Origin of the sequence: Georgenia sunbinii (genome assembly GCF_036421875.1) — a bacterium.
Taxonomy (GTDB): domain Bacteria; phylum Actinomycetota; class Actinomycetes; order Actinomycetales; family Actinomycetaceae; genus Georgenia_B; species Georgenia_B sunbinii.
On record NZ_JAZGOL010000005.1, the window covers coordinates 93,590 to 119,590 of the forward strand.

Sequence of the window (26,001 nt, forward strand, 5' to 3'; positions counted from 1 at the left end):
GCTAGCCCGCGCCGACGGCGAGAAGGTCATGGCGCGCCGAGGACGTCACCGCGGATGACGTCCACCTGTCTGGGCCGAGGTCCCCGGGACGTTCTCCCGGTACCGGCGGAGCACGCCCCGCGGGACGTCCTCGGCGAGGAGCGCGAAGGTCCGGTGGTCGCGCCAGTCGCCGTCGATGTGGAGGTAGCGCCGTCGACGCCCCTCGTCGTGGAAGCCGAGCTTGGCCACCACCCGGAGGCTCGCGGCATTCTCCGGCCGGATGTTGATCTCCACCCGGTGCAGGCCCAGCTCCTGGAAGCAGTGGTCGGTCACCAGCGCCACCGCGGTGGGTGCGATCCCCCGGCCGGCCGCTCGCTGCGACACCCAGTAGCCCACCGACGTCCCGCGCAGCGCCCCGCCGAACACCGGCCCAGCGATGATGTGTCCCACGAGGATGCCGCGGTACTCGATGGCCAGCGGCAGGGTCCCGCCGCGCCGCGCCTGCCGGTTGAGGTCGGCGACATAGCTGACGAAGGACGGGGCCGGCAGCTCACCGTCGGGACTGGTCGCCTCCCAGGGCCGCAGCCAGCCGGCGTTGGCCCGCCGCAGCCGCTGCCACGCCATCCGGTCTCGCCGGCGCAGCGGTCGCAGCCGCACCAGGCCGTCGGTGAGCGTCACCGGCCAGCTCATCAGGCGTCCAGCACCAGGCAGTGCAGCACGTCGCCGGCCGCGACATCGGTGACGTCCTCGGGGACCACCGCGAGCGCGTTGGAGCGGGCCAGCCCGGAGAGCAGCAGCGCGGCGGGAGAGCCCGACGACGTCGCCCGGTACCCCTCGGCCGGGGAGCCGGTCAGCTGCACCCGGACGAACTCTCGACGTCCCGCGGGTGAGTACCAGCCCCGCGTGACGGTCGCCGGGACGGAGGCGCGGTAGAGCTCGGTGTAGCCGGCCATCGACAGCACGGCGGGGCGGACGAAGACCTCGTAGGCGACCTGCGCCGCGACCGGGTCGCCGGGCAGCGCGAAGATCGGGGTGCCGTCCCCGACGGTCCCCAGCCCCAGCTGTCGTCCCGGCCACATCGCGACGTTGTCGAACCGGACCGTACCGAGCGGTGCGAGGACCTCCTTGACGGTGTCGTCAGCGCTGAGCCCGCCGGTGGTGATGATGAGGTCGGCGCGAACGAGCTGGTCCTCGAGCGTCTCGCTCAGCGGGCCGCGCTGGTCCGGCACCGCCGCCACCCGGTAGGCGGCAGCTCCGGCGTCGGTGAGCGCGGCGGCGAGCGCGTGGCCGTTGGCGTCGAACACCTGGCCCGGCGACGCCGGCGCGCCGGGCTCGACCAGCTCGTCGCCCACCGAGACGATGACGACGCGGGGCCGGGGGTGCACCGTCACCCGGCCGCGGCCGGCCGCGGCGAGCAGCGCGACCTGCCGGGCGCCGACCCGCTCGCCCGCCGGCAGCACCACCTGGCCGGCCTGCAGGTCCTGGGCCCGCCGGTTGACGTTCTCACCGGCGGCGCTGGCGGTGCGGATCGCGACCGCCGCCGCGCCACGGTCGGTCTGCTCCACCGGCACGACGGCGTCGGCGTCGGTCGGCATCGGTGCCCCGGACGCGATCCGTACCGCAGCGTTGCTCGGCAGCCGCAGCCGCTCGGTGCTGCCGGCGCGCAGCTCGTCCAGCACCCGTATCGTCACCGGTGTGGCGGGGCTCGCCGCCCGGATGTCCGAGGCGCGTACCGCGTAGCCGTCCAGCCCCGCGAGGTCGGCGACGGGCAGGTCGGACGGTGCGAGGACGTCCTCGGTGAGGATGCAGCCGACGGCGTCGGCGAGGGCCACCTCGAGCGGCGGCTGGGGGCCGACCGCCGCGAGGCAGGCGGCCAGATGCTCCTGGACTGACCGCACCGGGGTCAGTCCCGAGGCCGGGGAACGCTGCGGTCGGGGTCCGAGCTGAGCTCGAGGTGACGGCCGGCGACGAACTGCTCCAGCCAGGCGGAGAACTCCGGGCCAAGGTCCTCGCGGTCGACCGCCAGCTGCACGACCGCCTTGAGGTAGTCGAGCTTGTCGCCGGTGTCGTAGCGCCGGCCGCGGAACACGACGCCGTGGACCCCACCGCCGTCGGCCGCCGGCAGCTGCGCGAGGGTCTGCAGCGCGTCCGTCAGCTGGATCTCCCCACCACGCCCGGGCGGGGTGTCGGCGAGGACGTCGAAGACGGCCGGTGACAGCACGTAGCGGCCGATGACGGCAAGGTTCGACGGCGCGTCGGCCGGGTCGGGCTTCTCGACCATGCCGACGACCTTGACGACGTCACCGTCGGCCACGCCGGACGCGCTCGCCGGCTCGACGGTCGCCGCGCCGTAGAGGCTGATCTGCTCGGGCTCGACCTCGAGCAGCGCGACGACGGACCCGCCGAGCTGCTGCTGGACGTCGATCATCGTGGCCAGCAGGTCGTCGCGGGCGTCGATGAGGTCGTCACCGAGCAGCACCGCGAACGGCTCGTCGCCGACGTGCTCACGGCCGCAGAGCACCGCGTGCCCGAGCCCGAGCGGCTTGCCCTGCCGCACACCGTGGACGTCGGCGAGCTCGGCGATCTCCCGCACCTGGGCGAGCCGGTCGGCGTCGCCCTTCGTCTCGAGCGCGACCTCGAGCGCGACGTTGCGGTCGAAGTGGTCCTCGATAGCGCTCTTGCCGGCGCCGGTGACGAGGAGGACGTCCTTGATCCCGACGGCGGCGACCTCCTCGACGACGTACTGGATCGCCGGGCGGTCCACCACCGGGAGCATCTCCTTGGGGATGGCCTTGGTGGCGGGGATGAACCGGGTCCCGAGGCCCGCGACGGGGACCACGGCCTTGCGCACGCGGGGGCGCTCGCTGCTTCGCTGCTCCATGACGGCAGGCTACCCGGCCGGCCCACCGCGTCGCACTCGTCCGGCCGGTGCCTGGAATCTCGGTGAGCGCCAGGCCACAAAGCGCTCGCACACCTGAAAGACTGAGGGCATGTCGACGGCGATCCGCTTCCCCAGCACGACCGGACTAGAGCTCGATGATGTGAAACAGGCGCTTCGCAGCGCCGTCCGCGACTACCGGTCGAGCCGTTCGGCTCGCCAGCGGCACGAGGCGGCCGACGCGTTCGCCGAGCACGGCGTCGAGGCGGTGGGTGACGTCAGGTGCGTTGCCGCCTACGTCTCCAACGCCACCGAGCCGGGTACCGGGGCGTTGCTCGACGCCCTGCACGCCCGGGGCATCACGGTCCTGCTGCCGATGCTCGGTCCGGGCCTGGCCCGCGACTGGGGTGAGTACCGCGGCAGCGCGGACCTCGACCTGCGGGCGCCGGGCCGGCCGCCGGAGCCGTCGGGGCCGCCGCTCGGCAAGGACGCCCTCGGCATGGCCGAGGCCATCATCGCGCCGGCGCTGGCGGTCGACCGCGAGGGCACCCGCCTCGGGCAGGGGGGCGGCTGGTACGACCGTGCGCTACTCACTCGCCGAGCCGACATCCCGGTGTTCGCGATGGTCCACGCGGCCGAGCTCGTCGAGGAGCAGCTGCTGCCGTGGGAGGAGCACGACGTCCGGGTCGACGCCGTCATCACCGAGGAGCGCTGGTTCCTCCTCGACCGCTCGGCGCAGCAGCTCGACGGGCGCTCCGCGGGCTGACGTCGGCACCCCCTCGACCGGTGCTCGCGGCGGTCGGTCAGCCTGCCGGGTGCAAGGTCCTGGTGCTGCTCGTGGCGGCCTCGACCGCCGCTCGGCTGAACGGCCACGGGTAGGTCTCCCCCGCCGCCCATGCCTCGAACTGGTCGTCGTAGTGCGCGGCCGCCGGGTGGCCGGACACCCCGGTGAAGTTCACCCACACCGAGGAGTCGAGGTCGCCGAGCTCGACCACCATCCGCATCGACGGGACGGCGGTGACGGCGAAGTCGGTCCGGCCGTCCTCGCGGTCGCCGGCGTCCCACCCGGTGGCGTTGACGATGGAGGAGCCGCCGCCGACGCCGATCGGCGCGGGGTTGACGAACCACGACAGGGGCGCCGGCACGTCGCTGCCGAACACGGGGTGCTGCGGCGCGGCCACGTGCAGCCGGCCCCACTCCCAGGAGCTCGGGTCCTTGCCGAGCGTGTTCGTCAGCTCGTTGCGTGCGCTCACCAGCGCCTGGAGGAGGATCTCGTCCCGGCTCTCGACGAGGTTAATGGTCGTGCGGTCGTCCCAGAACGGGTTGGTGGGGTCGGCCATCAGCTGTGCCACGACGGCCAGCCAGCGGCTCCCGCCGTCGGGGGCGATCGACGCCGGCAGGTCGTCGCCGAAGGTCAGCGCCAGCAGGTTCGCCCAGACCGCCGCGAAGTAGGCCGCTGCCGCGGAGTCGGCGTCCTGCCGGTAGTCGTCGTCCTGCCAGGTCGCCAGCAGGTCGACGGCCTCCTGCACGAAGTCGTCCTCGACGCGGATGTCGAGCAGGGCGGGCACGAGCATCTCCGCGAACGGGCTGGCGGTGTCGTTCATCGCCTCGTTCGCCCAGGCGGCGTCGATCGGGGTGCCGCTGTCGACCGCCGTGACGATGAGGTCGCGCAGCCGCTGCGAGCGGTAGCCGTAGTCGAAGTCGCGGGAGAGGAACGGCCCCGCGTCGCGCAGCGTGACGGCCTGGTTGGCGGCGACGATGAACCCGTCGGCCGGGTTGAGCGCGCGGGGCATGTCCGCCGGCTCGACGTAGCCCGCCCAGTCGTACCGGGAGTCCCAGCCGGGCCGCGGCCAGCGGCCGTCGGAGGGCACGGGAGCGCCGTCCACCGTGCGGCGCACCGGGATCTTGCCCGGCGCTTGGAAGCCGATATCCCCGGCAGTGGTGGCGAACACGATGCTCTGGGCGGGGACCTCGAAGAGCACGGCCGCTGCCGCGATGGTGTCGGCGTCCGTCGCGCGGTTGATCGCGAAGAGCGCGTCACCGGTGCGGCCGGGAGACAGTGCGGTCCAGGACATCGCGACGGCGTAGCCGCCGAAGCCGGGCGACGGCGACCCCTCGGGCACCGGCGTGGTGTTGGCGGCGGTCGTCGTCGGCAGCACCCCGGAGACGATGGGGCCGTGGCCGGTCGACGCCACGCTCAGCGCGACGTCCTCCGCGCCGTTGACGGCGATCGTCTCGGTCCGGCGGCTGAGCGGTACGCGCTCGCCGTCGCGCAGGTAGGTGCCGTCGTCGTAGACGCGCTCGAGGTAGAAGTCGACGACGTCGGCCCCCATGTTCGTCAGCCCCCACGCGAGCTCGGCGTTGTGCCCGATGACGACGCCGGGCAGCCCGGCGAAGCCGAAGCCGGCGACGTCGAAGGTGCACAGCGTGCTCACCTCGCGGCAGTGCAGCCCGGTCTGGTGCCAGATGCCGGGGGCACTGATGCCCAGATGAGGGTCGTTGGCCAGCAGCGGAAGGCCGGAGGCGGTGTGCTCGCCGGCGACGACGAAGGAGTTCGAGCCGATGCCGTCCCCCTCGCCGAGCAGCCGGGGGGTGGCGCGCAGCGCCTCGCGAGCACTGGTCAGCGCGGCGTTGCCGATCGCGGCGGCGTCGGGCTCGGCGGCCGCGGCGTCGGCGGCGGGCTCGTCAGCCGCGCCGGTACCAGCGGCACCGGCATCCGCGTCGGTTTCTGGGGCCGGCGCGGCGGCGGGTTCGCGCGACGGCGCGATGATCGGCAGGTTCTGGTCCTCCGAGAAGGCCGGATAGAGCTCGGCCACCCGGCCCAGGTCACCGGCGAGCGGGCGCAGCGCCGCGGCGCGGCCGAGCTCCTGGTCGTTGTTGGTCGACAGGTCCCAGGCCATCGCCTTGAGCCACGCGAGCGAGTCGACCGGGGTCCACGGTTCGATCTCGGCGAGCTCGGTCACCAGCCCGAGGACGGTGTACTCCATGCCGAGCTGGCTCGCCTCGCGCGAGCCGAGGTAGGCGTTGACGCCCTCCGCGTAGGCCTCGAAGAAGCCCCGGGACTCGGCGGTCAGCAGGTCCCACTCCTGCTCGGCGACCCGCCGCCAGCCGAAGGTACGGATGACGCTGTCGGCCGCCAGGGCTGCCTCGTTCTCCCCCACCAGCTCGGAGAGACGGCCGGCCGTGACGTGGCGCCGGTAGTCCATCTCGAAGAACCGGTCCTGGGCGTGGACGTAGCCCTGGGCACGGAACAGGTCGGTGTCGGTGTCGGCGTAGATCTGCGGCACGCCCTGGTCGTCGCGGAGGATCTCGACCTCGCCCGACAGGATCGGCAGCGTCGAGGAGCCACCGTAGTCGGGCAGCGGGCGGCGCACGAGCACCGTGGTGAGGATCGCGCCGACCACGAGGACGACGACGAGCACTGCCGCGATGATGATGGCGAGCCGCTGCGCGAGGGAGGACACTGACACCCGGCGAGCGTATCCGCAGAAGCGGCGTGGCGCGGCGCCGCGCGCCGACGCCGCGGCTTCCGGTCACGGGTCCGGCGGTGGGACGACGACACGCAGCGGTGCCCAGGCGTTCGCGCCGACGACGTCGCCCACCCGTTCACGAGGCACCGCGACCAGCACGAGCGGTGCTGACGGCGCGGTCGCCAGCAGGCCGCCGCCGGCGTCACCGTGCAACGACATGACGAGGGCGGCCGGGGCGACCACCTCGGCGCCGCCGGTGGTCCCAGCGGCGTCCGCGGTGGTCGTGAGGAGGTCGACCTCGTCACCCGGCCGCAGCAGGGCGGCCATGGCGTCGTCGGCCAGCCGGACCGGGACGACGACGTGCCCCGCCGGGGCTGCCGCGGCGAGACCTGCCCCCGCCAGCAGCTGACCGGTGATGGGGAGCCCGGCCGGCAGCCCGACGGCGAGCCGGCCGCCGACCACCTCGGTCGGGTCGTGCAGCGCCCGGGCGGGGGCGAGCGCCGCCGGCACCTCGACGAGCTCGACGTCGGCCGCGGCCAGCAGCGCGCCCGCCGGCAGGTCGCGAGCGAGGACGAGGACGTGGTCGGTCGCCGGTGGTGGTGGCCGCAGCTCGGTGGTCACCACGCCGCCGGCGAGCACCACAGCAGCTATCGCGAGGAGGTGGCGGTGGCGCCAGGCCCGGCGGCGCCACCGCACCGAGGCGCGCCGCGACGGCGGTCTACCGGTCCGCGGTGCGGAGCCCGTAGCCGCCACGTCGGCCGTGCCGGTGCGCGCCATCCCTGCACCGTAGGTACGCCGAGCCGTCGGCCTAGCTGCCGCTGAGCGGGGCTGTGGGGGGGGGGGGGGGGGCAGAGAAGACCGCCGCCGGTGGATCATCCTCAGGTCAGCGGACGGGGCCCTGAGCCTTGAGCAGGTCGCGGATCTCCTGGAGGAGGGCGATGTCGTCTGCCAGCGGCTCGGGCTCGGGCTCCTTGCCACGCGCGCGGCGCTCCTGGAACTTGTTCATCGGCATCACGAAGAGCAGGTAGACCACACCGGCGGTGATGAGGAAGACGATGATCGCGTTGATGATCGCCGCGAGGTCGATGAAGGTGTCGGGCCGGTTGGCGATCAGCTGGAAGCCGAGCCCGTCTGCCTGGGCGCCGCCGGCGGCGTTGAGCACCGGGGTGACGACGCTGGAGACGACCGTGTCGACGATCGCCGCGAAGGCAGCACCGATGACGACCGCGACCGCCAGGTCGATGACGTTTCCGCGCAGGATGAAGTCTTTGAAGCCCTTGAGCACTCCGACCGCCTCTTCTCCTGTGTGTCCGGGCGCCTGAGCGGCGCGGCGCCACAGTAGCGCACTGTTGCCAGTCGACGGTGGCGCTTCGCTGGCTACTCCCAGTGCGGGGGACGGTCGCGCCGGAGGCTCTCCTCGTGCGCGCCGTCGTCGGGGCGGTCGCCCCAGGCGGCGTCGAGGTCCTCGCCCGCCCGCTCCGGCAGCAGCTCGGGCTCGTCCGCGGCATCGGCGGTACGAGCGGCGACCGCACCGGCCGAGGCCGGCCCGGCACCGGACGGTGAGCTGCTCACCGGCGTGGCCAGCGGCACGTCGAACAGCGCGTCCGACGACGGCCCGAGGTTGTGCGGCGGTGCCACGTAGCGGCGCCGCCGGCGGCTGCCGGCGGGGCCGGTCATCGGCGTCGTCGCGCCGCGACCGTCGCGAGCACGGAGTCGACGTCGCTGCCGCGGCGCAGGCCCAGCTCGCGGCGCAGCAGCTCGACGAGCTCGGCGTCGTCGCGCTCGGTCCCGTCGGCGTCCAGCCAGCCAGCGAGCTCGTCGAGCTCGCCGTCGCTGTAGCCGCCGAGCGGCCGGCCGGACTCCACCGGCGGTCGAGGACCCCGGTCGACCGGCGGACCACCGGTCGCCGTACCGTCGGCCGTCGCGCCGTCAGTCGTGGCGTCGTCAGTCGTGGCGTCGTCAGGCGTCGCGTCGTCAGGCGTGGCGTCGTCGTCCTCGAGCTCCAGCGGCGGCAGCGCGACGGTGCCGAGGGTGACGGGGTTCTCGGCCAGCCGCCGGGTGTCGACGACCTCGAGGACGAGGGCGAGGATCGCCTCGGCCTCACCCTGCGGGTCGGTGAAGACCGCCGTCGAGTGCGCCATGTGGACGCGCCAGCCACGGGCGACGAGCCGCTGCACCCAGTGCCGGTCGCGGCGTCGCAGGTTCGGCTCGGAGACGTAGTCGGCGTCGTCGGTCAGCACCGCGACGACAAGCTCGCCGGGCAGGTCGGGGTGGCCGATCGCCAGCGGGACCCGCACGCCACCGTCCTGGCCGTAGCGCGGGACCACGGTGAGCCCGAGGCGCCACAGCCGCTCGGCGAGGTCGACGAGCAGCGGGTCGGGATCGGCCGCCACGGAGCTCGGGCCGTCAGGCGTGGCGTCCTGCCGCGCTGCCCAGTCGATGAGGTCGGCCAGCAGCACCGGACCGGGCTGGTGCAGCCGCGTCCGGTCGATCTCGCCCGGACCGATGCAGGAGACGACGGTCAGCTGCTCACGGACCGCGTCGAGGGCGTCGACGAGGCAGGCGAGGCCGTCGGGGCCGCTGATCGCGCCGAAGTTGTGCAGCACCCTGCCGTGCGGGGTCTTGGCGTACCCCAGGCTGAGCACGATCGAGTCCCGGCGCAGGCCGGCGGCGCCGTCGGCGTCGACCACCACGAACGGCTCGGGGCGTGCCGCGTCGAAGAACTTCGCGACCGAGGGGCTGCCGAGGACGGCGGACAGGATCGCCTCGCGGACGCGGTCGGCGTGGCGAGCGTTGAGCGCGACCACCGCCAGCGAGGTGTCGGGGGTGGCTAGCGCGTGCTCGATGACGAGGTCGACCACGTGGTCCACCTCGACCTGGACGCTCTCGACGGCGTCCGCTCCCGGCGCCGGCATTCCGGAGCCGGCGATGACGTGCAGCCGCATCTGTGCCGGCGACGGCGGCGCCGGCACCGGTGCGATGACGTCGCTGTAGCCGTGCGCGGCGAGGAACCCGGCGATGGCCTCCTCCCGCTCGGCCCGGTCGGTGGGCAGCGTGAGGCTCGGCAGCAGGGGCGCGAGCGCTCCGACGATGCCGCCGGACGCCCTTCGCGAGTCCCCGACGAGCACGACCTGGCGGGCGCGGGCGATCGCCCCGACCGCCTGCTCGACCGGCAGGTGGTGGACGCCGTCGAGGATGACGAGGTCGGCACCGGGGCCGGCCGGCAGCAGCTGCGGGACGAGGACGGGCGGCACCGCCCACGCCGGGCGGATGGCGCCGACCAGCCGCGGGTGGCGTGCGTAGATCTGCCGCAGGTCCGCGCCGCTGCCCGCCGCCAGCTCGCTGTCGAGCTGGCTGGCCCCCTCGCGGTGGCTGCGCATCTCGGCCGCGAGGCGGCGCACGACGGCGCGGCGGACCGGCGCGGTGAGCGTGCTGACCTGCTCGGCGTCGAGGCGGCGGAACTCCTCGGCGAGCGCGACGAGCACGGGGCCGTCGTAGCCGGCCATCGCGGGATCGGTGCGGATCATCTCCTCGAGCACCGAGCTCCACCAGGCGAGGTCGAACTCGGCCGGCACCAGCGCCGCGGGCACCCGGCGCTCGGTGAGGTCGGCGACGAGCTCGGTCAGACCGAGGCTCTCGAGCTCGGCGAGCACCGCGGACCGCTCGGGCATCAGCCGCAGCGCCTCGCCGTCGCCGCCGAGGGCAACCATGAGCTCGACGAGCCGGTCGAGCGGGAGGCTGAAGAGGTCGTCCTTGCCGGCACCGCTGCCGATGACCGGCTGCAGCGCGTCGAGGTCCGCGCGGACCTTGCTGGCGTGCCGTTCCATCTCGGCCATGCCGTCGGGCAGCTGCGGCCAGCCACCACTGGGGCAGTGGCGGCGCCAGATCTCACGCTGCTCCTGGACGCGGACCAGCTCGGCGTGGAGGTCGTCGACCGGCCGGCCGGGGCGCAGCAGGTCCTTGGCCTGCTTCCGGAGCCGGCGCCGGGTGCTGCCGGCCATCGTCAGGCCGTGCTCCTTGCGCCAGGCGCGGGTGCTGGTGGCGATGACCATGTCCGCGGCGGAGCGTTCGAAGATCTGCGGCACGAAGACGTCGAGGGCGCCGCGGACGCCGTCGAGCATCCGCAGCTGCTCGAGCCAGTCCTCGACGGTGCTCGCGGTGGTGAGTCCGGTCTGCAACGCGACCCGTGCGACGTCGTCGGCGAGCCGGGGCAACGACACCTCGCCGAGCCGCTGGGTCCGCTCGAGGGCGGCGTGGGCGCTGCCGGCACTGTCGAGGCGGGCCCCGAACCACGGGGTGTCGCGCGGCCGCAGCTCGTACGCGCCGAGGCTGCCGGCGCGAAGCAGACGCTCCCGGGCGTGGTCGCGGCGCTCTGCGACGAGCGCACCGACCACCGCCGGCGCGAGCCGCACGTCGGTGCGGGGCCCTGGACGGGCCGCGGTGAGCCCGGCGAGCGCCTGCAGCGCAGCGTGCGCGGAGCAGCCCCACGGCTCACGCTCGGTGTGCAGCGCCGCCACGTACGCGGCGAGCCGCTCCCGGTTCGCCACGAGGTCCTTGCGGATCGCCCGCACGCTCTCCAGCTGTGCGGGTGGCTCGGTCGCCGCGAGGCCGGCCCGCAGCTGCTCCGGCGCGGTGCGGCGCCACTGTGGGTCGGTCGACAGGTCGAGGACGAGGTCCTCCAGGCCCAACGAGCCGAGCGCACCGACGACGGCGCGGCCCACCCGTCGGGTGCCGGGGACGTAGAGCACCCGACGGCCCGAGGCGACGGCGTCGGCGACGACGGCGGCCAGCGTGGCAGGCACGTCCGCCCCCGGCGGCGCGTCGACGAACAGCGACGTGCCGGTGGCCACCGCGTCGATGACTTGCTGCTGGTCGGGGTCGAGGTCGCCGACGCCACGCTCGAGCTGGGGCGGCCGGTCGGCCCCCACCCGCTCCGGCAGGGCCTGGTCCAGTGCCGCGATCGCGGCCGGGTCCCCGGCGAGCGCGGCGACGACGTCGTGGTCGGCGAGGTCGTCGTAGATGGCGTGGAGGTCGTCGGCGAGCACCTGTCCCGGGTGAACGAAGGGCCCGATGACCGTCCGCTCCTCGATCTCGAAGTCGGCGAGGTGGTCGCTGCCGAGCAGGGCGAGCCGGCTGAGAGCGGCGCGCGGCGAGAAGCCGCCGGAGGTCGTCGTGCTCGCCGTGAGCGCGGCGGCGTCGACGGTGGCCCCCTTGGCGCGCAACGCCCGCAGCAGCACCTGGTTGATGTCGACCGTCGGCTCGAGCTGGACGTCGAAGTCGGCGACCTGGCCGGCGCGCGGCGCCACCCGCACCGGTCGCAGCAGCACCGGTGCGCGCACCGTGCGGGGCCGGCCGGGCGCGGGTGCTGCGTCGGCCGCCGCGCTGCTGTCCGCGCCTCCCTCGCCGGTGGACGGTGCGGCGTCGCTGTCGCCGTCGGTGAACGGTGCGGTCTCGCCGCCGGCAGAGCCGTCGTCGGCCACCACGGCAGGCGGCGGCATCTCGGTCCAGGTGGCGATGCCGACCGCCAGGCAGGTGGGGGCGACGCCGTAGCGCTGGGCCAGCTCGTCGGTGCGGGCGGTGACGGTGCGCGCGCCGCGGCGGGCGGCGACGAGCGACTCCCCCTCGCGGACGAGGTTCGACAGCCGGGTCGGCCGGCCGGAGTAGAGCTGGGCGGTGCCCGAGGGGTGGGCGGCGGTGAGGTCGATGACGGCGTCACCGAGGAGGGTGACGTCCCAGAGGGCACTGCCACCCCCGAGCGCGACCAGCCGCTCGCGCCAGGAGTCGGCGGCGTCGTCGACCGCGCGGAGCCGGGCAGCACGGGCCGCGGCCGCGGGATCGACCGGCTCGGCGGTCCGGCGCTCGTCCCCGGCGCCGGGGACGAGCGACATCTGTGCGTCATCGCCGGTGCGGCGGGCCGCTGCGGCAGAGCGGGCGAAGAACGCTGACGGAGTCATCTCTCCACGCTAACCAGCGGGCGGCCCCGACCGTGCTCGACCCGCCGTGGGTACCGCGATCAACCGGCTGCGAGCATGAGATAGGGCGTGACGCGCACGGGGGGCAGGCGTCACGCCCTATCAAGTGACGATCTTGTCCGACTGCGCCGGAAAACGCAAGAGCGCCGAAGATCACGACTTGGTCACGGCCCGCTGACGGCAAATGACGGCACGATCTCTCACCAAGGCGCCGGCGCCGACTACGGTGAGCCGCTGGGCCTTGCCCAGTTCGATCACGGCCAGCCCACAGGTCCGCAGCGGTACCAGTGGCGCACCCTGGTGACCATTGCAAAGGAGCAACGCACGATGTGGACGCTTTCCGGATTCTCCGACGAGATCTCACCCGACTTCGAGCAGCAGTGCGCCCACGCCCGCTCACTGGGTCTCGGGTACATCGAGCTGCGCAGCGCCTGGGAGACCAACATCCTCGACCTCAGCGCCGAGCAGCGTGACCGGGCCCGAGCGCTGCTGGCCGACCACGGGCTGCAGGTGTCCAGCATCGGGTCCCCCATCGGCAAGATCTTCATCGACGAGGACTTTGCGCCCCACCTGGAGCGGATGCGCCACGCCGCCGCGGTGGCCAACGAGTTCGAGGCGCCCTTCATCCGGGTGTTCTCCTTCTTCATCCGCCCCGGCAGCGACCCCGACAGCCACCGCAGCGAGGTGGTGCGGCGCATGGCGGCGCTGGCCGAGGTGGCGGCCGAGCACGACGTCGTCCTGCTGCACGAGAACGAGAAGGACATCTACGGCGACATCCCCCGCCGCTGCGTGGACATCGTGGCCTCGGTCTGCTCACCGCACCTGAAGATCGCGTGGGACGCCGCGAACTTCGTGCAGGTCGGGGTGCTGCCGTACACCGACGCCTACGAGATGCTCCGGCCCGACCTCGCCTACGTCCAGATCAAGGACGCGCACCTGGGCAGCGGCGCGGTGGTGGCGGCCGGCCGCGGCGACGGCGAGGTCGCCGAGACCATCCGTGCGCTGCACGCCGACGGGTTCGACGGGTTCTTCTCGCTGGAGCCGCACCTGAGCGAGGCCCACAGCCTCGGCGGCTTCTCCGGCCCGGACCTGTTCACCGAGGCGCACACCGCGTTCACCGACATCCTGCAGGCCGAGGGCATCGAGTACCAGTGAGGCGATGCGGTCGGTGACGCCGCGGTGCCCTCGGGCAGATTCGAACTGCCGACACCCGCTTTAGGAGAGCGTCTAGACCGATTCCGGCGAGGTTCGACTAGGGCTGGTAACGCCGGGAAGTGTTGCCATTCCAACGTTTCGACCGTTGGCTACAGATGACGCCGATCTGCCTCGGCTGAACTTCTTGCGGACTGTGTGCGGACTGGTGGTGGCCCTCCCAGGCCCGAGACGAGAGGGCCACCAGTCTGTTAGCCGCTGACGCGGTGGGCGATGAACTCGACGTGGTGAAGCCTGCCCATCACCACGTGCGGTTCGACGTCGCCCTCGATCTCGAATCGCTTGCCGCGCCACCAGAGCGCGCCGTCAGACTGAAGTGCCTTCTCGGCACGCGCAGGCATGTACACGCGGTAACGCGACTGGACCTGTTGCGCAGCGGCGACGGTCTCCGAGCTGAACAGTGCCCGAACCTCGGCAGGGTAGGGCACCTCAGTCTCCTCGATGATCGGACGACCGAAAGCGTCGGTCTCCCCGGTGTCGATCACCTCGATCACCGTCACGCGGTCGTGGTAGATCACTTCGCCCTCTTCCTGTACCGGTTGAGCACGAACGTCTCTGCCAGTGACCACCCTTGGAAGCCTTCACCGATGCGGGTCCCGCCGACGGTTTGCACGATCTGCTCAGGGTTGGCGATCAGTCGCGCGGTTGCGGTGGTGATGACGGCCGCGACGTCGTCCTTCGGTAGGTGCTCGGTGAAGCCACCATCGCGCGTGTACGCCCGAGCCATGGCAGCGATGATGGCGACGTGCTCCCCGGCCAGGGCAACGAGGTGTTCATCGTCGCCCTGACCGAGGAAGTCGGCCACGTCCTGACCGGTAGGAAGCATCGTCAGACCCCAGCGGTCAGGACCACGACACCCTCGGGACGCAGCAGGCCGAGGTCGAACCGTGCCGTCACCCGAAGCGCCATCTCGTCAAACTCGGCGTAACGCTGATCGAGGACCTTCACCGTGGGGTTGGTGTCGCGGGCCACGGCGATCTCGGACGTGTTCGCCAGGATCGCGGTCCCGGCCGGGAGCTTGTTCGTCACCGTGACCGGGACACCGAACAGCCGGTACGTGGTGTCCTTGGTGATGTCGGACTCCAGGACGTAACGGTCGTGGGCGTCCTTGATCTTGCGGACGGTGAAGAAGTCCGCGCCGGAGAGGAACCACCGGTTCGGCTGGACCTCGGCAGCGCTGGACAGGGCCAGGGCGTCGAGGAAGCTGTCCGGGTCGGCCACGTCGAGCACGCCGGTCTGGACGCCGGGCTGATTGACGATGCCCGTCACCGTGTTGTTGGTGCCATCACCGATGAGGAACGCGGTATCGAGCTTGCGGGAGACGTCGGCCACCAGTCGCTGACGCAACACGCTGTCGATGCCGATGACGGACTGACGCACCAGCTCGTTGGTGAACCGGATCAGTGTCTTGATGCTGACGCGGTCGGACGGCATGAGCCGGACCTCGTCAAACGTGACGTCGTGCTCGGGGATCAGCTCGCCCTCACCGACCCACTCGGGAGACGAGGACCCGGTCAGCTTGGGGATGCGCAGCGGCTCGGCGGTGTCGAAGATCCGTACGCCCGATGAGAGGACGACGGACTCAGCCTCAAGCGGCTGAATGAGGATGGAAGAGACCTGCTCCCGGAGAAGTTCGGGGTGGTCGGTGGTGGTCTGTGTCATGGCTATCTCCTGACGGTTCGATGTGTCGATCGCTGACCGTCAGGGCCACGTGCGAGAGGACCGGCCACCAGGACCGGTCCTCTCACTTTACCACGTGTTGAGAATCGTTCTCAACTATCTTCCTTCGTCATCTCAGCGATCGCATAGCCGAGGTACTCGACGGCCTCAGCGAGCTTCTGAATAGCGGGGTCCTGCGTGCTGTTTCTTGCCTGCGCCGCGCTGGCGGTCGCAGCAACGGCATATCGGTTAGGGCTGGTCATTCTGTTCCTCTCAACTTGCAGCGGCTCGGAGAATGCTTGCCAGGTTGACGCTATCTGTGGACGTGTGGCCCTGTCCGACGTTGCCGCGCGGCTTGCGGCTGGCCAGGTGAGGCTTGGTGGCCAGCAGCTCGTCCACGGCCGCTGCAAGCGCCTCGGGACTGTCCAGGTGGTCCTCGGCATAGGCGAGGTCGGACGGGTCGGCCAGTCGGCCGGTGGCACGCACCAGCTCGACGTGCAGCCGGGCAGCAAGGTCGTCGGTCTGCTGCGCCCGCTGCCGGTACTTGCCGTTCTCCTGCCGTAGCTCCTCGACGTACGCGCGCGGGAACGTCTCCTCGGTGTCGTCGGCCTCGGTGGTCTCCTCGGTCGTCGCCTCGGGGATCTCCTCCTCGACGGCGGGGATCTCGGTGGTCTCGATCTCGTTGGTCTCGGGCATGATCTTCTCCTCTTAGTTGGTGATCGGTTGGGCCACGCACATGCAGCCCTTGTGGTGCCACATCGGGATATCGGCGCTGACGACGCCCTCGGATAGGTCCTCGCAGACCCCGCACGCGCCCGCGTTGGGCACGCGCTGCCAGTAACTGACGCCGTGGGATCTCATCCCGTCGCCGTAGGACCGCTGGAACTGTTCGTACGCGAACGCGCTACCGAGGACGGCCACGGCTGCCGGGGCGTCACGTTCGTAGGACACCGATCCCAGCGTGTCGGCCACGGCGTCACGTGCGGCCGCGTGGACGCCCGGCGCGGCTTCCAGGCCCACCGGGACCACGACGGCCTGCCGAGCCGCTGACAGAGCAGCAGTGAGCGCCAGGTCCGCCAACGCAGCAGACCGAGCACCAGCACGCACGAGGACCGCGCCCGCCAGCGCCCGGAACTGCGCCTCGGTCAACTCCCCGGCCTCCCAGCGCGTCCACAGCGCCATGACCTGCGCCCCGGTGGCGGTCCCGAGATTGCCCAGCGTGTCGTGCAGGCTCACGCGATCAGCCCGGCCAGGTCAGTGCCTGCGGTGTCCAGAGCCTCGGCACGCCGGTCGGCACGAATGTCGCGGATCTCGTCATCGGAGTACCCGAGCTTCGCCAGCGCGTACGTGGCAGGCAGCAGCCCGGACTGGAATAGCTTCACGACGGCATCGGCCTCTTGCGCAACCGAGCGGGTGGCAGGGTCGGCCCACTGGACCCGCATATCGACGGTCGTCGGATCGGTCCCGGTGCGCACCGCGTGAGCCAGCGCCGCGACCCGCTCCCACGCCCGCCCGAACGTCTGTTGCTTCTGCTCGGCTCGCGCGGTCAGTGACGCCTCGGCAGCCCGCAGCGCGTCGGCTGACGGCGGCTGGTTCGACGTGATCCCGACATAGTGAGCCGGGAGACCCGAGACGGCCTCGATCTGCTCCACCACGACGCGGATGGCTTTCTCGTACGATGCGAGGTCGGCCGGGGGAAGCTGCCCGAACTTCGCTGCCGGGTCCTCCCCGATCATCATCTTGTCGCCCTCGGGGAACGGGTTCACGACGTTGCCGTCCGCGTCCTCCTCGAGCTCGATGCCGGTGGCGTACCGACGCGGCCGGGCGTAGTTCTCCGAGCCGACCATCATGTCTGCCAGCAGCTTGTTCAGCGCGTCCTGCAGTGGCATGGTGTCGGCCATCTCCGAGACGCCCTCAGCGAGCAGCCGGTCAGTGTTCGACAGCTCCACCACCGGGACCACTCCGAGCGGGTTGTCGATGGTCTCCACGACGGTGAAGCCGGTGGTCGACCCGACGCCGCGCGCCCGATACCGCGTGATCTTGTCGGCCTCGTACAGCACGGCCTCAGTCGTCGTCGCCGTCGTCCAGCGCTTCACCGCCGCGACGATCTGCCGAGTACCGGGATCTCTGACGGCCGCGACCTGACGCGCCGACTCGACACTGATCGACGGCTCGCCATGCTCGTCGGCCCACACGATGACGAACGACGAACCGAGCGCCAGCGCCTCCCGGTGACCAACCGGCGCGGTCTGGTCCAAGTCATTCTTGATCCAGTCGCCCCAGGCGAGCGGGTCCGATACGCCGTCGCGGGTGAAGCCGATGACGCGCAGCCGCTCCCCCAGCGACGTCACCGCCAACCGGCACAGATTGCTCCCGAGGTGCCCGAACCGCTTACCCAGGACCTCCCGAGCATCCGGTGCCAGGAACGACAGTGGCGGCTTGCCCGCGTAGGTCTTATCGAGGACGTCGTACGCCGGGATCTTCTCATCGAGACGCTGCAGCAGCGCCGTAAGGATCTCGCTCATTTGAATGACCTTGCCTTTCGTCGGCGGGTTGGTTTCATTGCCCGCCAGGTAGCTCGTGAATGGGCCATGACCGCGCAAGCTGCGAGGTCGATATGCCGAGTCGATCCCCGGCGCGACTTGTCGAGGCGGACGCCTCGGGAGTGCTCCACGACGACGGCGTTACCGACATGCCGCGCCAGGTCCTTATCCCCGGAATGGGACAACGCGCCATTGATGCAGGCGGTGTAGAAGTCGGTCGTGGCCGGTGTGATCCGCGAGACCGACCACGGGAACTCGACAATCGGCAGACCTTCCTTTTCGAGGACCTGCAGCGTGCGAGTCCACCGGAACGGGTCAGCCACGACTTCCAGGACCTTCCAGCGCTTGCACGCAGCTCGGATGACGTCCTCGACGTCCTCCACCGGGACCCGGTAATCCGAGTCCCCCACCGGTGGCTCCCACAGCCCGACGACGTCCATATGGGGCGAGGTGCCGATGGTGGCCACCAGGACCGCCGTCGCGTCACTGTTGAAGCTGCCATCGAGGGAGATCACCACCTCGGTGCCGTCCTCGATGTCCTCCCCGGTGTTCAGTGCCTCCCAGGCCCGTTCGGGCAGGAACGCGCCCTCGGTCTCGGTGACGAACTGACACAGCCGCGACCGCCGAAACGTCGACTCACGTGTCTTTGGTGGCAGCAGCGCCTGCAGCGCGTCACGGTGAAGGAAGTCGTCCAGCGCCGGGTTCGCCAGCTCCCAGCAGTGAGCACAGTCGACGGCATGATCGGTGAAGGCAGCAGCAGAGAACTCGCGCCAGACCAGGCTGCCGTCCTCAGGATGGGCGCGAGAGTAGTCCCGGAGATCCGACAGGACGTTGTCGTGCGGATCAGGTCCCGGCGTGCCGATCCCGATAAGCGTCGACACCTCGCGCTTGCCCTGCGCCAGCGCGATGACCTCCCACACGTCGCGGTTCACGACGCCCATCTCGTCCACGATGGCCAGGGTGAAGTCCAGACCTTCCAGCGCAGCAGGAGACGCCGGGAGGATTTGAAACGACGCGCCACGAACAGGCACCGTCAGCCGGTCGGCGTAGACCTGCACCCGCGTCGACAGTTCCTCGGAAAGCTCCACCATCCGGCGCGCGGTGTTGCCGACGATCTGCGCTTGCCGCTCGTCCACGGCAGCCACAATCACGCTCGCGCCCTCATCCCCCAGCAGCAGGTCATACAGGCCCAGCGCAGCCACCAGCGTGCTCTTGCCCTGACCGCGAGGCATCATCCAACCGGCTGTTCTCGGACGCGGTGAGGCGTCCAGCACCGACGAGACCAGCTCGATCTGCCACGGCCGGAGCGCCATAGCCTTACGCGCACCAGTGCCCTTCGGCGTCACGATGAACTTCTCCACGAACTTCTCGAACCGCTCCGACGGAACAAGCGAGCGAGGACGAAACGGCAGCGCAGACGGGTCCCGAGCCGCCTTAGGACCCGCCCTCACTTGAACCTTCCAGTGTGTAACGCGCTTTCTGCCTGACCGGCCGGACTCCCGGCGAGACGGCTTAACCTCTCCCCCCCAGGCGTGCCTCGGTCGATGTTGCAAGTTCGGCAGACGACGTCGATGTCTCGTAGGCGGATGAGCTTGCCCGCGTAGAACCGGTTCCAGGCATTCTTTGAGTGGTCGGCGGTGAGGTCGTCAGGGCTGCCACAGTCGCTGCACCAGGGCTGTAGGCGTCGGGCTATGCGGGAGAGCTTGTCCCATTCGGTCGTGTAGCCGGCTTCGCGCGCGGTTCGCTTACGCGCATATCTGGTCTGGCCTTTCTTCTGCTCGGTTGAGCAGTCGGTGCAGCGTGATCGCTCTTCGAGGAGGTGTCCGCAGTTGACACAGGGCTTCATCATTCGCTCTGCTCCGCTCCGGCAAGCTTGTAGATGTAGGAGGACATGAGGCTCATCCCCAGGTCGGTTCGCAGCTCGGGCACGATCTCCTGATAGATGGCCAGCAGGGAGTACAGGAGGTGGGTGGTGCGGTCGGCCTCGTTGGCCTCGTCCACCACCGCGTTCATGCCGTCGAGGGACCCGGCCCCGTGGTGCTGAATCAGGGCGGCTGCCCGCCGGTAGTCGCTGATGTCGAACATGCTCATGCTGATCTCCTGATCTCGGTCTGGTGCTTGTCGGCGCAGCGCTTCATGAGTGACGGTCCGTCGAGGGGGTCGCCGCAGTCACCGCACTTGTGCAGAGCGGTTCCCGGTTCCCGACCCCCTATGTGGGAACCGGGAACCGTCGTGGCCGGGGGCGCCTTGCGGTACTCGCGCAGGGCGGCAAGTGCGCGTTGCTTGCGCCAGCCGAGCCGTTCCCGCGCGTCCTCCCCCGAGGTGGGCAGCGGGTCCAGTGCAGCGATGGCCGCGACGTCCTCGGGTGGTGCGACCTCGTCGGGGTTCCGGTCTGTCATGGCCGGGGCGGTCACCCGCCAGGTGGTGTCACCGGTCAGGGGGTCGGCGGTGAGTACGAACGTTCCTGCGATCGGTTCCTTGTCCTCTGAAGGGGAGTGCTTGCGAAGACCGCCGTGCCGATCCTTGTTGATGGTCAGATGGCAGGACCCACCACGGCCGGGGGTGAACTGGTCAGCGATCTTGACTCGCAGGCTCACGCCGCCGATGGCTCGTCCTTTGGCCGCTGTCCCGGTGGCGCCGATTGCTCGGCTCTCACTGTTCTTTGCCAGGTGGTCGATGCAGAGGACGGACGCGCCAGCCATTGCTAGCGGCTTCATGACCTTGGAGTGAACGCCGGTGAAGTCGTCCGGGCTGTTGCTGGACGCGCCGAAGAGGGGCAGCAGCTCGCCGATGGAGTCGACGACGGCGACGCCGGGCTTCCAGGTTCGGCAGTCTTTGACGACCGCGAGCAGGTGCTCGTAGTCCTCGGGTTCGACGTACCGGAACCGGGAGAGGTCCCGCAGTGCGTCGGTGGGTGCTCCGAGCATGACCAGCCGCTGAATGGTGGCGTGGATGCCGTTGTGGTCGAGGTCGAGGACGATCCCCCGGCCACCGTCGCGGAGGTGTTCGGCGACGGCGGCGAGGGCGACGAACGTCTTACCGGACTCGGGATCCCCGAAGATCCAGTTGACCTGTCCGGCGTAGAAGATCGCGCGCCCGTCGGATCTGGTCAGCACGTCGGGTTCGGGCGGGTCGGGGATGGTGCCGTCGAGTAGTCCGGCGACGTCGGCATATAGCTGGACGGTGCCAGCGGTTCCCGGTTCCCATACAGGGGGTCGGGAACCGGGAACCGTAGTGGTTCCGGGTTCCGGGCGAGTTCCGGGAACCGGGGAACCGTTCGGGGTGGACCGTGGGTTGGCCGCGCCAGCCTGGTAGCCGGATCGGAGCGTGGACTCGATCTCTCGATCAGCGAGACCGGCATGGCGAGCGGCCGCGGTGAGCGCGTCCCATGCCTCGGTGGCGGGAAGCTCACCGCCGGCGATCAGTTGCGAGGTGGCGTACGCCGACTTGTTGAGCTGATCGTTGCGGCTGCCCTCGGGAGCTGCAGCGACCTTCTCGGCCTCACCTCGGAGTGCTGCAGCCGCGTACGGGGTGGCCGACGTCGCCACCGACTCGGGCGCGACCGGGTCCACCCGAGGCTTGCGGAAGAGATCGTAAATGTCTGAGGTCACGCGATCTGCCTTTCCCGGAGCAGTTGACGCTGACGGTCGGCGCGCTGACGGTCACCACGACGATCAGCGAGGACGTCATACGGATCTCGCCGGGCGACGGCTTGGACGACGGCATGGGCGTTGCGCCAGAGCTGCGCCATCTCTTCCTCGGCTTGACGTCGTCCCATCTCGATACCGGCGACGACTCCGGACTCGTAGTACGCCGTGGCGATCCGCTGCCCGCGAGCGTTCATCGTGTTCAGCAGCGGGATGTCGGTCGTCTGCGGTACGCTGACCGGGACGTGATGGCCCACCCTGTTATCCGTCTGATCCCCGTTCGGAGCTGCAACTCCGGCGGGGATTCTTTTGTCTGTGATCGTCGCCATCTAGTCCTCCTCGTCGCCCGCGATGAGTGCCACGTGAGCGACCGCGCGGGCGAGCGCGGCGACGGAGTAGACCTGTCCCGCGCCGTCCTCGGTGCGGATGTAGACCTCACCGCGCTTGTCACCGGCCACGAACTCAAGCGGTTGAGTGCCGGTGGTGCTGGTGAGCACGATCTTCCTGCCCATCACGCGCTCCGATCTGCACTGAACTGCTCTTCGAGCCACTGCTCGACGTCGCTGCGGCGGTAGACGACGCGGCGACCGAGCTTCGCGGAGCGCGGCCCGGTGCCCTCATAGCGCCAGAACCGCAATGTGGCTTCGGCTGTCCGTAGCATCTCCGCAACCTCAGGCGTGGTCATCAAGTCGGGCATGGCCCCTCCAACGTAGAGTCTGTTTAGACGTATCTCCCGTCTGGTTCAGAGTGTGCCACAACAGTCGAGAGTCTGTCCAGCTTCCATGCCCGGCCAGTCGGGAGTACTCTCCAACCATGACAGCCAACGATGAGCAAACGACGTCGCCGCCGGAAGAGCACTTCGCAAGGGCGCTGCGAGATGCGCTCGAAGAACACGACATGTCGCAGCAGGCCCTGGCGGATGCAATGTCGAGCCGAGGCCACCGGTTCCACCAGGCCACGGTCTACAAGATCCTGAGAGGCACCAGGAAGGTGACGCTGGGCGAGGCCCTAGATATCGCGACGATCCTCGGTGAGGACCTACAGACCATGACCGTCCCGCAGCATGAGTCCGCGATCCGTAAGTTGATGTCGACCTCGCACGCGGCCCTGACAGCCATCGGAGAACAGACCGGCCGATTCCTGACTGCCCAACGAAATGTGATTCAACTCTTAGATGCTCGCGACGATTGGGACCCGGCGACGCGGGAAGCGGCGGAGACATGGCGGAGTACCGGGGGACCCGAGGAAGCCGTGAAGCGGGGGCGCGACCAGTGGCAGAGGGGTCTCGAACAACGCTGGACGGCGCGTCTGACTGCCGAGGAGATCAACGCGGAGATCGAGGAAGCGAGGATGAGGCGTCGTGGCGAGTATCCAGAAGCGCCCTAACGACAAGTACCGCGCCCGGTATCGGGACGCGGCGGGCAAGGAACATGCTCGGCACTTCACGCGGAAGCTCGACGCGCAGCGGTGGCTGGACGAGGTCACGACGTCGCGGCTAACGGGGACCTACGTCGATCCGGGCCGGTCGAGGATCACGGTCGATGCGATGTCCGGGGCGTGGCTGCAGAATCCTAAGTGGAGCGAGACGACGAAGGCCCGGAACCGGTCGATCCTCGACAAGCATGTCTTGCCGAGGTGGGGCACGACGAAGCTGGTCGACGTGCAGCACGAGGACGTGCAGGCATGGGTCAACGAGCTGTCCTCGACGTCGCTGGCCGGCGGGACGGTCAGGAAGATCAGCGGCGTACTGTCCGGCATATTGGCATTGGCCGTCCGCTCGAAGCGGCTTGCCGTGAATCCGGCTCGGGACGTTGACCTACCGGAGCAGGATCTCGGGGACCGGAACTATCTGACCGCTGCCGAGGTCGAGGCGTTGGCCGACGCGAGCGACGAGTACGGGGATCTCGTGCTGGTCCTCGCGTACTGCGGACTCCGGATCGGTGAAGCCGCCGCGCTACGGGTCCGGCACGTCGACATGCTGCGCCGTCGCCTGCAGGTCGAGGAGTCGGTGACCGAGGTCAACGGCAAGTTGATCTGGTCGGCCACGAAGGATAAGGAGCGCCGGAGCGTGCCGTTCCCCGCGTTCCTGACCGAGGACATCGCGGGCCGGTGTGAGGGCAAGGGGAAGAACGATCTGCTGTTCACGACCGGCCGGGGCGGGACCATCCGCGTGCGGAACATGCGCCGGGACTGGTTCGACCTCGCAGCGAAGATCGCGGAGGTCGAGGTGACACCGCACGAGCTGAGGCATACGGCGGCGAGCCTGGCAGTGAGGGCCGGGGCGAGCGTGCTGGTCGTTCAGCGGATGCTCGGCCACAAGAAGCCGTCGATGACTCTCGACGTCTACGCAGACCTCTTTGACGACGATCTCGACACCGTCGCTGACCGGCTGACGACGGTACGCGCTGAAGCTCTTGCGGACTCAGTGCGGACTACCGCCGTCTCTAACATCTAGTTTTCGTTGTGCCCTCGGGCAGATTCGAACTGCCGACACCCGCTTTAGGAGAGCGGTGCTCTATCCCCTGAGCTACGAGGGCGGGGCACCGCACAGCGTACTCGGCTCGCTCGCCCCGCTCACAACCGGCGCCGCGGCACGGCCGCGGGCACCGGGGCTAGAGTCGGTGCCATGGCCGGCCGCGAGCTCGATCTCACCCCGGAGCAGGCCTTCCGGCTCGCCGCCGCCGTCGGTGAGCACGGCCGCTGGGTACCGTTCACCCGCGTGTCGGTGCCGGCGCCCGAGCCTCATGCCGGTGACCTGGTCGTCGCCCGGACCGCGGGCCTGTTCGTCGACCGGATGCGCGTGGTGATGGTCGCCCCGCCGCGTCGCCTCGTGCTGGCCAAGGTCGGCCCGGTGCTGCTCGGCAGCGCGATGATCACGGTCACCCCAGCAGGTACCCGCGCGAGGGTGTCGTGGACGTACGACGCCCGGCTGCGCGGCCCGCTGCCGGCGGCGCTCACCGGCCCGGCCCTCAACCACGCACTGGACGCGATGGCTGCCCTCGCGCTGTGGCGGATGGACCGCTGGGTCCGCCGCACCCGCCCCGCCCCACCCCTGCCGTGACAGCGGGATTGTCCACGCAGGAACCACCCCGTGGTCGTGACAGCGGGGATGGTCTGCCCGTCGACAACCCTGCTCTCGCAGACAAACCCGCTGTCGCGGACAAGTCTGCTGTCGGCGACAAGGGTGGGCGGGTGGGGCGGGAGATCTCGGGTCAGGCGGGCTGGTGGGTGCGGGCGGCGGGCACCGCGGCGAGGGCCCGCTCGACGTCGCGCTGCAGGTCGGCCAGGTCTTCGAGGCCGACCGAGAGACGGATCGTCGCGTCGCTGATCCCGACCTCCGCCCGCCCCTCGGGGCCGAGGCGCCGGTGCGTCGTCGTCGCCGGGTGGGTGACGAGCGACTTCACGTCGCCAAGGTTGTTGGAGATCAGCACGATCTGCAGCGCGTCGAGGAAGGCGAAGGCCTCCGCCTGGGTGGCCGGCCGGCCGTCGACCGCGAGGTCGAAGGTGACGACGGTGCCGCCACCGCTCATCTGCGAGCGGGCCAGCTCGACCTGCGGGTGGGAGTCGAGGAACGGGTAGTACACCCGCCCGATCTGCGGCAGGGTCTCCAACCAGGCGGAGAGCTGCAGCGTCGCGTCGGTCTGCGCCTTGACACGCAGCGGCATCGTCTCCAGGCCCTTGAGCAGCACCCAGGCGTTGAACGGGCTCAGGCTCGGCCCGGTGTTGCGCAGGATGAGCTGCAACGGACCCTCGATGAACTCCTTGCTGCCGAGCACCGCGCCCCCCATCGTGCGCCCCTGGCCGTCGATGTGCTTGGTCGCGGAGTAGACGACGACGTCGGCCCCCTGCGGCAGCGTCTGCTGCAGGACCGGCGTCGCGAAGACGTTGTCGACGACGACGACGGCGCCCGCGTCGTGGGCCAGCCGGCTCACGGCACGGACGTCGACGATGTCCTGCATCGGGTTGGACGGGGTCTCGAAGAACACCACGTCCGCCGGGGTCGCCAGCGCCCGGCGCCAGTCGTCGACGTCGTGGGCGTCGACGTAGTCGGTGCGCACTCCCCACTTGGCAAGGACGTCCTCGAACAGCGTGAGGGTGGAACCGAAGAGCGCACGTGCCGCGACGATCCGTGACCCGCTGCTGACCAGCGCCGCGAGCGTGGCAAACACCGCCGCCATCCCGGTGGCCGTGGCGTAGCAGGCCTCGGCGCCCTCGAGGGACCGCAGCCGCTCCTCGAAGATCGAGACGGTCGGGTTCTCGTAGCGGGCGTAGGTGAAGCGGTCGAGGCCACCTGCGAAGGCCTCCTCGGCGTCAGCGGCACGGTCGTAGACGAAACCCGTGGTGAGGAACAGCGCCTCGGAGGTCTCCTGGAAACCGGTGCGGACGTGACCGGCGTGCGCGGCCCGCGTGGCCGGCCCCCACGTCGGGTCGGCGTCCGGGTAGCCGGACGGCCCGGGACAACCAGGGGTGGGATCACTGACGTAGCTCATGGCGCCTCCATCGGTCCTGGCGGAAGCACCCGCACGTACCGAGGAACGGCACGGGGTTGCTGCAGCGTCAACGAGCCAGGTCTCTCGGCTGCTCTGGATGGTCACCACGATGTTAGCCACCCGGCCGGGCCACGCCAAGGGGCTCACGCCC

27 protein-coding genes, 2 tRNA genes and 1 riboswitch are annotated in these 26,001 nt (G+C 70.6%); of the genes, 5 read left to right on the plus strand and 24 right to left on the minus strand.

What is annotated here, in order from left to right; genetic code table 11:
• Window positions 1-45 precede the first annotated feature (45 nt).
• From V2J52_RS13185 to galU, 3 genes are read right to left on the minus strand one after another with little or no spacing between them, the layout of a single operon-like run.
• A complete protein-coding gene (locus V2J52_RS13185; RefSeq protein ID WP_331228185.1) occupies window positions 46-669 on the minus strand; it encodes a GNAT family N-acetyltransferase in 624 nt (207 codons plus the stop codon).
• The gene (locus V2J52_RS13190; protein ID WP_331228186.1) at window positions 669-1,877 is read right to left on the minus strand and encodes a molybdopterin molybdotransferase MoeA; all 1,209 of its coding nucleotides are present in this window, start codon (window positions 1,875-1,877) and stop codon (window positions 669-671) included. The genes V2J52_RS13185 and V2J52_RS13190 overlap by 1 nt, the downstream gene beginning before the upstream one ends.
• 5 nt (window positions 1,878-1,882) lie before the next feature.
• On the minus strand, window positions 1,883-2,860 hold the full coding sequence (gene galU, locus V2J52_RS13195) for a UTP--glucose-1-phosphate uridylyltransferase GalU (RefSeq protein ID WP_331228187.1): 978 nt from the start codon (window positions 2,858-2,860) through the stop codon (window positions 1,883-1,885).
• A gap of 109 nt (window positions 2,861-2,969) precedes the next feature.
• Between galU and V2J52_RS13200 the strand changes: the two genes are divergently transcribed.
• A complete protein-coding gene (locus V2J52_RS13200; RefSeq protein ID WP_331228188.1) occupies window positions 2,970-3,623 on the plus strand; it encodes a 5-formyltetrahydrofolate cyclo-ligase in 654 nt (217 codons plus the stop codon).
• A 37-nt stretch (window positions 3,624-3,660) separates the two neighbouring features.
• Here the strand turns inward: V2J52_RS13200 and V2J52_RS13205 are convergent, their stop codons facing one another.
• From V2J52_RS13205 to V2J52_RS13225, 5 genes are all read right to left on the minus strand, one after another.
• Window positions 3,661-6,327: a penicillin acylase family protein gene (locus V2J52_RS13205; protein ID WP_331228189.1), complete on the minus strand. Its 2,667-nt coding sequence runs from the start codon at window positions 6,325-6,327 to the stop codon at window positions 3,661-3,663.
• 63 nt (window positions 6,328-6,390) lie between these two features.
• Window positions 6,391-7,104, minus strand: coding sequence for an SAF domain-containing protein (locus V2J52_RS13210; RefSeq protein ID WP_331228190.1), 714 nt, complete (start codon window positions 7,102-7,104; stop codon window positions 6,391-6,393).
• A 106-nt stretch (window positions 7,105-7,210) separates the two neighbouring features.
• The gene (gene mscL, locus V2J52_RS13215; protein WP_331228191.1) at window positions 7,211-7,612 is read right to left on the minus strand and encodes a large conductance mechanosensitive channel protein MscL; all 402 of its coding nucleotides are present in this window, start codon (window positions 7,610-7,612) and stop codon (window positions 7,211-7,213) included.
• A gap of 92 nt (window positions 7,613-7,704) precedes the next feature.
• Window positions 7,705-8,004: a hypothetical protein gene (locus tag V2J52_RS13220; protein ID WP_331228192.1), complete on the minus strand. Its 300-nt coding sequence runs from the start codon at window positions 8,002-8,004 to the stop codon at window positions 7,705-7,707.
• The gene (locus tag V2J52_RS13225; RefSeq protein ID WP_331228193.1) at window positions 8,001-12,281 is read right to left on the minus strand and encodes a hypothetical protein; all 4,281 of its coding nucleotides are present in this window, start codon (window positions 12,279-12,281) and stop codon (window positions 8,001-8,003) included. The genes V2J52_RS13220 and V2J52_RS13225 overlap by 4 nt, the downstream gene beginning before the upstream one ends.
• A gap of 345 nt (window positions 12,282-12,626) precedes the next feature.
• Between V2J52_RS13225 and V2J52_RS13230 the strand changes: the two genes are divergently transcribed.
• On the plus strand, window positions 12,627-13,454 hold the full coding sequence (locus tag V2J52_RS13230; RefSeq protein ID WP_331228194.1) for a sugar phosphate isomerase/epimerase family protein: 828 nt from the start codon (window positions 12,627-12,629) through the stop codon (window positions 13,452-13,454).
• 25 nt (window positions 13,455-13,479) lie between these two features.
• On the opposite strand, the gene V2J52_RS13235 is transcribed toward V2J52_RS13230, so the two are convergent.
• The 14 genes from V2J52_RS13235 to V2J52_RS13300 form a co-directional block, all read right to left on the minus strand.
• Window positions 13,480-13,558, minus strand: a tRNA-Ser gene (locus V2J52_RS13235).
• 144 nt (window positions 13,559-13,702) lie between these two features.
• On the minus strand, window positions 13,703-14,011 hold the full coding sequence (locus tag V2J52_RS13240; RefSeq protein WP_331228195.1) for a hypothetical protein: 309 nt from the start codon (window positions 14,009-14,011) through the stop codon (window positions 13,703-13,705).
• A 14-nt stretch (window positions 14,012-14,025) separates the two neighbouring features.
• Window positions 14,026-14,316, minus strand: a complete 291-nt coding sequence (locus tag V2J52_RS13245; protein ID WP_331228196.1) for a hypothetical protein — start codon at window positions 14,314-14,316, stop codon at window positions 14,026-14,028.
• A gap of 23 nt (window positions 14,317-14,339) precedes the next feature.
• Window positions 14,340-15,203 (minus strand): phage major capsid protein, encoded by an 864-nt coding sequence (locus V2J52_RS13250; protein WP_331228365.1) that lies wholly within the window; start codon window positions 15,201-15,203, stop codon window positions 14,340-14,342.
• Window positions 15,204-15,283: 80 nt separating this feature from the next.
• Window positions 15,284-15,433 (minus strand): hypothetical protein, encoded by a 150-nt coding sequence (locus tag V2J52_RS13255; protein WP_331228197.1) that lies wholly within the window; start codon window positions 15,431-15,433, stop codon window positions 15,284-15,286.
• A gap of 10 nt (window positions 15,434-15,443) precedes the next feature.
• Window positions 15,444-15,866 (minus strand): hypothetical protein, encoded by a 423-nt coding sequence (locus V2J52_RS13260; RefSeq protein ID WP_331228198.1) that lies wholly within the window; start codon window positions 15,864-15,866, stop codon window positions 15,444-15,446.
• 12 nt (window positions 15,867-15,878) lie between these two features.
• Entirely contained in the window at window positions 15,879-16,406 is a 528-nt protein-coding gene (locus V2J52_RS13265) for a hypothetical protein (RefSeq protein WP_331228199.1), read from the minus strand.
• Window positions 16,403-17,695 carry a phage portal protein gene (locus V2J52_RS13270; RefSeq protein ID WP_331228200.1) on the minus strand — a complete coding sequence of 431 codons (1,293 nt, stop codon included), beginning with the start codon at window positions 17,693-17,695 and terminating at the stop codon, window positions 16,403-16,405. Before V2J52_RS13270 ends, V2J52_RS13265 begins: the two co-directional genes overlap by 4 nt.
• Window positions 17,692-19,164 carry a terminase large subunit domain-containing protein gene (locus V2J52_RS13275; protein WP_491062186.1) on the minus strand — a complete coding sequence of 491 codons (1,473 nt, stop codon included), beginning with the start codon at window positions 19,162-19,164 and terminating at the stop codon, window positions 17,692-17,694. Before V2J52_RS13275 ends, V2J52_RS13270 begins: the two co-directional genes overlap by 4 nt.
• A 394-nt stretch (window positions 19,165-19,558) precedes the next feature.
• Window positions 19,559-19,804 (minus strand): hypothetical protein, encoded by a 246-nt coding sequence (locus tag V2J52_RS13280; protein WP_331228202.1) that lies wholly within the window; start codon window positions 19,802-19,804, stop codon window positions 19,559-19,561.
• Window positions 19,801-21,324 (minus strand): hypothetical protein, encoded by a 1,524-nt coding sequence (locus tag V2J52_RS13285; protein ID WP_331228203.1) that lies wholly within the window; start codon window positions 21,322-21,324, stop codon window positions 19,801-19,803. Before V2J52_RS13285 ends, V2J52_RS13280 begins: the two co-directional genes overlap by 4 nt.
• The gene (locus V2J52_RS13290) at window positions 21,321-21,689 is read right to left on the minus strand and encodes a hypothetical protein (protein WP_331228204.1); all 369 of its coding nucleotides are present in this window, start codon (window positions 21,687-21,689) and stop codon (window positions 21,321-21,323) included. Before V2J52_RS13290 ends, V2J52_RS13285 begins: the two co-directional genes overlap by 4 nt.
• Complete coding sequence (locus tag V2J52_RS13295; protein WP_331228205.1) at window positions 21,690-21,872, minus strand: hypothetical protein; 183 nt, start codon at window positions 21,870-21,872, stop codon at window positions 21,690-21,692. It abuts the gene before it with no gap.
• Window positions 21,872-22,057: a helix-turn-helix transcriptional regulator gene (locus V2J52_RS13300; RefSeq protein WP_331228206.1), complete on the minus strand. Its 186-nt coding sequence runs from the start codon at window positions 22,055-22,057 to the stop codon at window positions 21,872-21,874. The genes V2J52_RS13295 and V2J52_RS13300 overlap by 1 nt, the downstream gene beginning before the upstream one ends.
• A gap of 116 nt (window positions 22,058-22,173) precedes the next feature.
• Here V2J52_RS13300 and V2J52_RS13305 point away from each other — a divergent pair, with 116 nt between their 5' ends.
• Both V2J52_RS13305 and V2J52_RS13310 read left to right on the plus strand, forming a co-directional pair.
• Window positions 22,174-22,746, plus strand: a complete 573-nt coding sequence (locus tag V2J52_RS13305; protein WP_331228207.1) for a helix-turn-helix transcriptional regulator — start codon at window positions 22,174-22,176, stop codon at window positions 22,744-22,746.
• The gene (locus tag V2J52_RS13310) at window positions 22,721-23,815 is read left to right on the plus strand and encodes a tyrosine-type recombinase/integrase (protein WP_331228208.1); all 1,095 of its coding nucleotides are present in this window, start codon (window positions 22,721-22,723) and stop codon (window positions 23,813-23,815) included. The genes V2J52_RS13305 and V2J52_RS13310 overlap by 26 nt, the downstream gene beginning before the upstream one ends.
• A gap of 9 nt (window positions 23,816-23,824) precedes the next feature.
• On the opposite strand, the gene V2J52_RS13315 is transcribed toward V2J52_RS13310, so the two are convergent.
• A tRNA-Arg gene (locus tag V2J52_RS13315) sits at window positions 23,825-23,897 on the minus strand.
• 89 nt (window positions 23,898-23,986) lie between these two features.
• Between V2J52_RS13315 and V2J52_RS13320 the strand changes: the two genes are divergently transcribed.
• Entirely contained in the window at window positions 23,987-24,421 is a 435-nt protein-coding gene (locus tag V2J52_RS13320) for an SRPBCC family protein (protein ID WP_331228209.1), read from the plus strand.
• A gap of 151 nt (window positions 24,422-24,572) precedes the next feature.
• Here the strand turns inward: V2J52_RS13320 and V2J52_RS13325 are convergent, their stop codons facing one another.
• A complete protein-coding gene (locus V2J52_RS13325) occupies window positions 24,573-25,850 on the minus strand; it encodes an O-succinylhomoserine sulfhydrylase (protein WP_331228210.1) in 1,278 nt (425 codons plus the stop codon).
• Window positions 25,851-25,854: 4 nt separating this feature from the next.
• A riboswitch (SAM riboswitch) is annotated at window positions 25,855-25,954 on the minus strand.
• Window positions 25,955-26,001 lie beyond the last annotated feature (47 nt).

What these genes read in the sequence shown, in the direction of transcription:
- V2J52_RS13185 (WP_331228185.1), bottom strand. Translation starts at nt 669, where the DNA reads ATGAGCTGGCCGGTGACGCTCACCGACGGCCTGGTGCGGCTGCGACCG.
- galU (WP_331228187.1), bottom strand. Translation starts at nt 2,860, where the DNA reads ATGGAGCAGCGAAGCAGCGAGCGCCCCCGCGTGCGCAAGGCCGTGGTC.
- V2J52_RS13200 (WP_331228188.1), top strand. Translation starts at nt 2,970, where the DNA reads ATGTCGACGGCGATCCGCTTCCCCAGCACGACCGGACTAGAGCTCGAT.
- V2J52_RS13210 (WP_331228190.1), bottom strand. Translation starts at nt 7,104, where the DNA reads ATGGCGCGCACCGGCACGGCCGACGTGGCGGCTACGGGCTCCGCACCG.
- V2J52_RS13220 (WP_331228192.1), bottom strand. Translation starts at nt 8,004, where the DNA reads ATGACCGGCCCCGCCGGCAGCCGCCGGCGGCGCCGCTACGTGGCACCG.
- V2J52_RS13225 (WP_331228193.1), bottom strand. Translation starts at nt 12,281, where the DNA reads ATGACTCCGTCAGCGTTCTTCGCCCGCTCTGCCGCAGCGGCCCGCCGC.
- V2J52_RS13230 (WP_331228194.1), top strand. Translation starts at nt 12,627, where the DNA reads ATGTGGACGCTTTCCGGATTCTCCGACGAGATCTCACCCGACTTCGAG.
- V2J52_RS13255 (WP_331228197.1), bottom strand. Translation starts at nt 15,433, where the DNA reads ATGACCAGCCCTAACCGATATGCCGTTGCTGCGACCGCCAGCGCGGCG.
- V2J52_RS13260 (WP_331228198.1), bottom strand. Translation starts at nt 15,866, where the DNA reads ATGCCCGAGACCAACGAGATCGAGACCACCGAGATCCCCGCCGTCGAG.
- V2J52_RS13270 (WP_331228200.1), bottom strand. Translation starts at nt 17,695, where the DNA reads ATGAGCGAGATCCTTACGGCGCTGCTGCAGCGTCTCGATGAGAAGATC.
- V2J52_RS13280 (WP_331228202.1), bottom strand. Translation starts at nt 19,804, where the DNA reads ATGAGCATGTTCGACATCAGCGACTACCGGCGGGCAGCCGCCCTGATT.
- V2J52_RS13290 (WP_331228204.1), bottom strand. Translation starts at nt 21,689, where the DNA reads ATGGCGACGATCACAGACAAAAGAATCCCCGCCGGAGTTGCAGCTCCG.
- V2J52_RS13295 (WP_331228205.1), bottom strand. Translation starts at nt 21,872, where the DNA reads ATGGGCAGGAAGATCGTGCTCACCAGCACCACCGGCACTCAACCGCTT.
- V2J52_RS13300 (WP_331228206.1), bottom strand. Translation starts at nt 22,057, where the DNA reads ATGCCCGACTTGATGACCACGCCTGAGGTTGCGGAGATGCTACGGACA.
- V2J52_RS13305 (WP_331228207.1), top strand. Translation starts at nt 22,174, where the DNA reads ATGACAGCCAACGATGAGCAAACGACGTCGCCGCCGGAAGAGCACTTC.
- V2J52_RS13320 (WP_331228209.1), top strand. Translation starts at nt 23,987, where the DNA reads ATGGCCGGCCGCGAGCTCGATCTCACCCCGGAGCAGGCCTTCCGGCTC.
- V2J52_RS13325 (WP_331228210.1), bottom strand. Translation starts at nt 25,850, where the DNA reads ATGAGCTACGTCAGTGATCCCACCCCTGGTTGTCCCGGGCCGTCCGGC.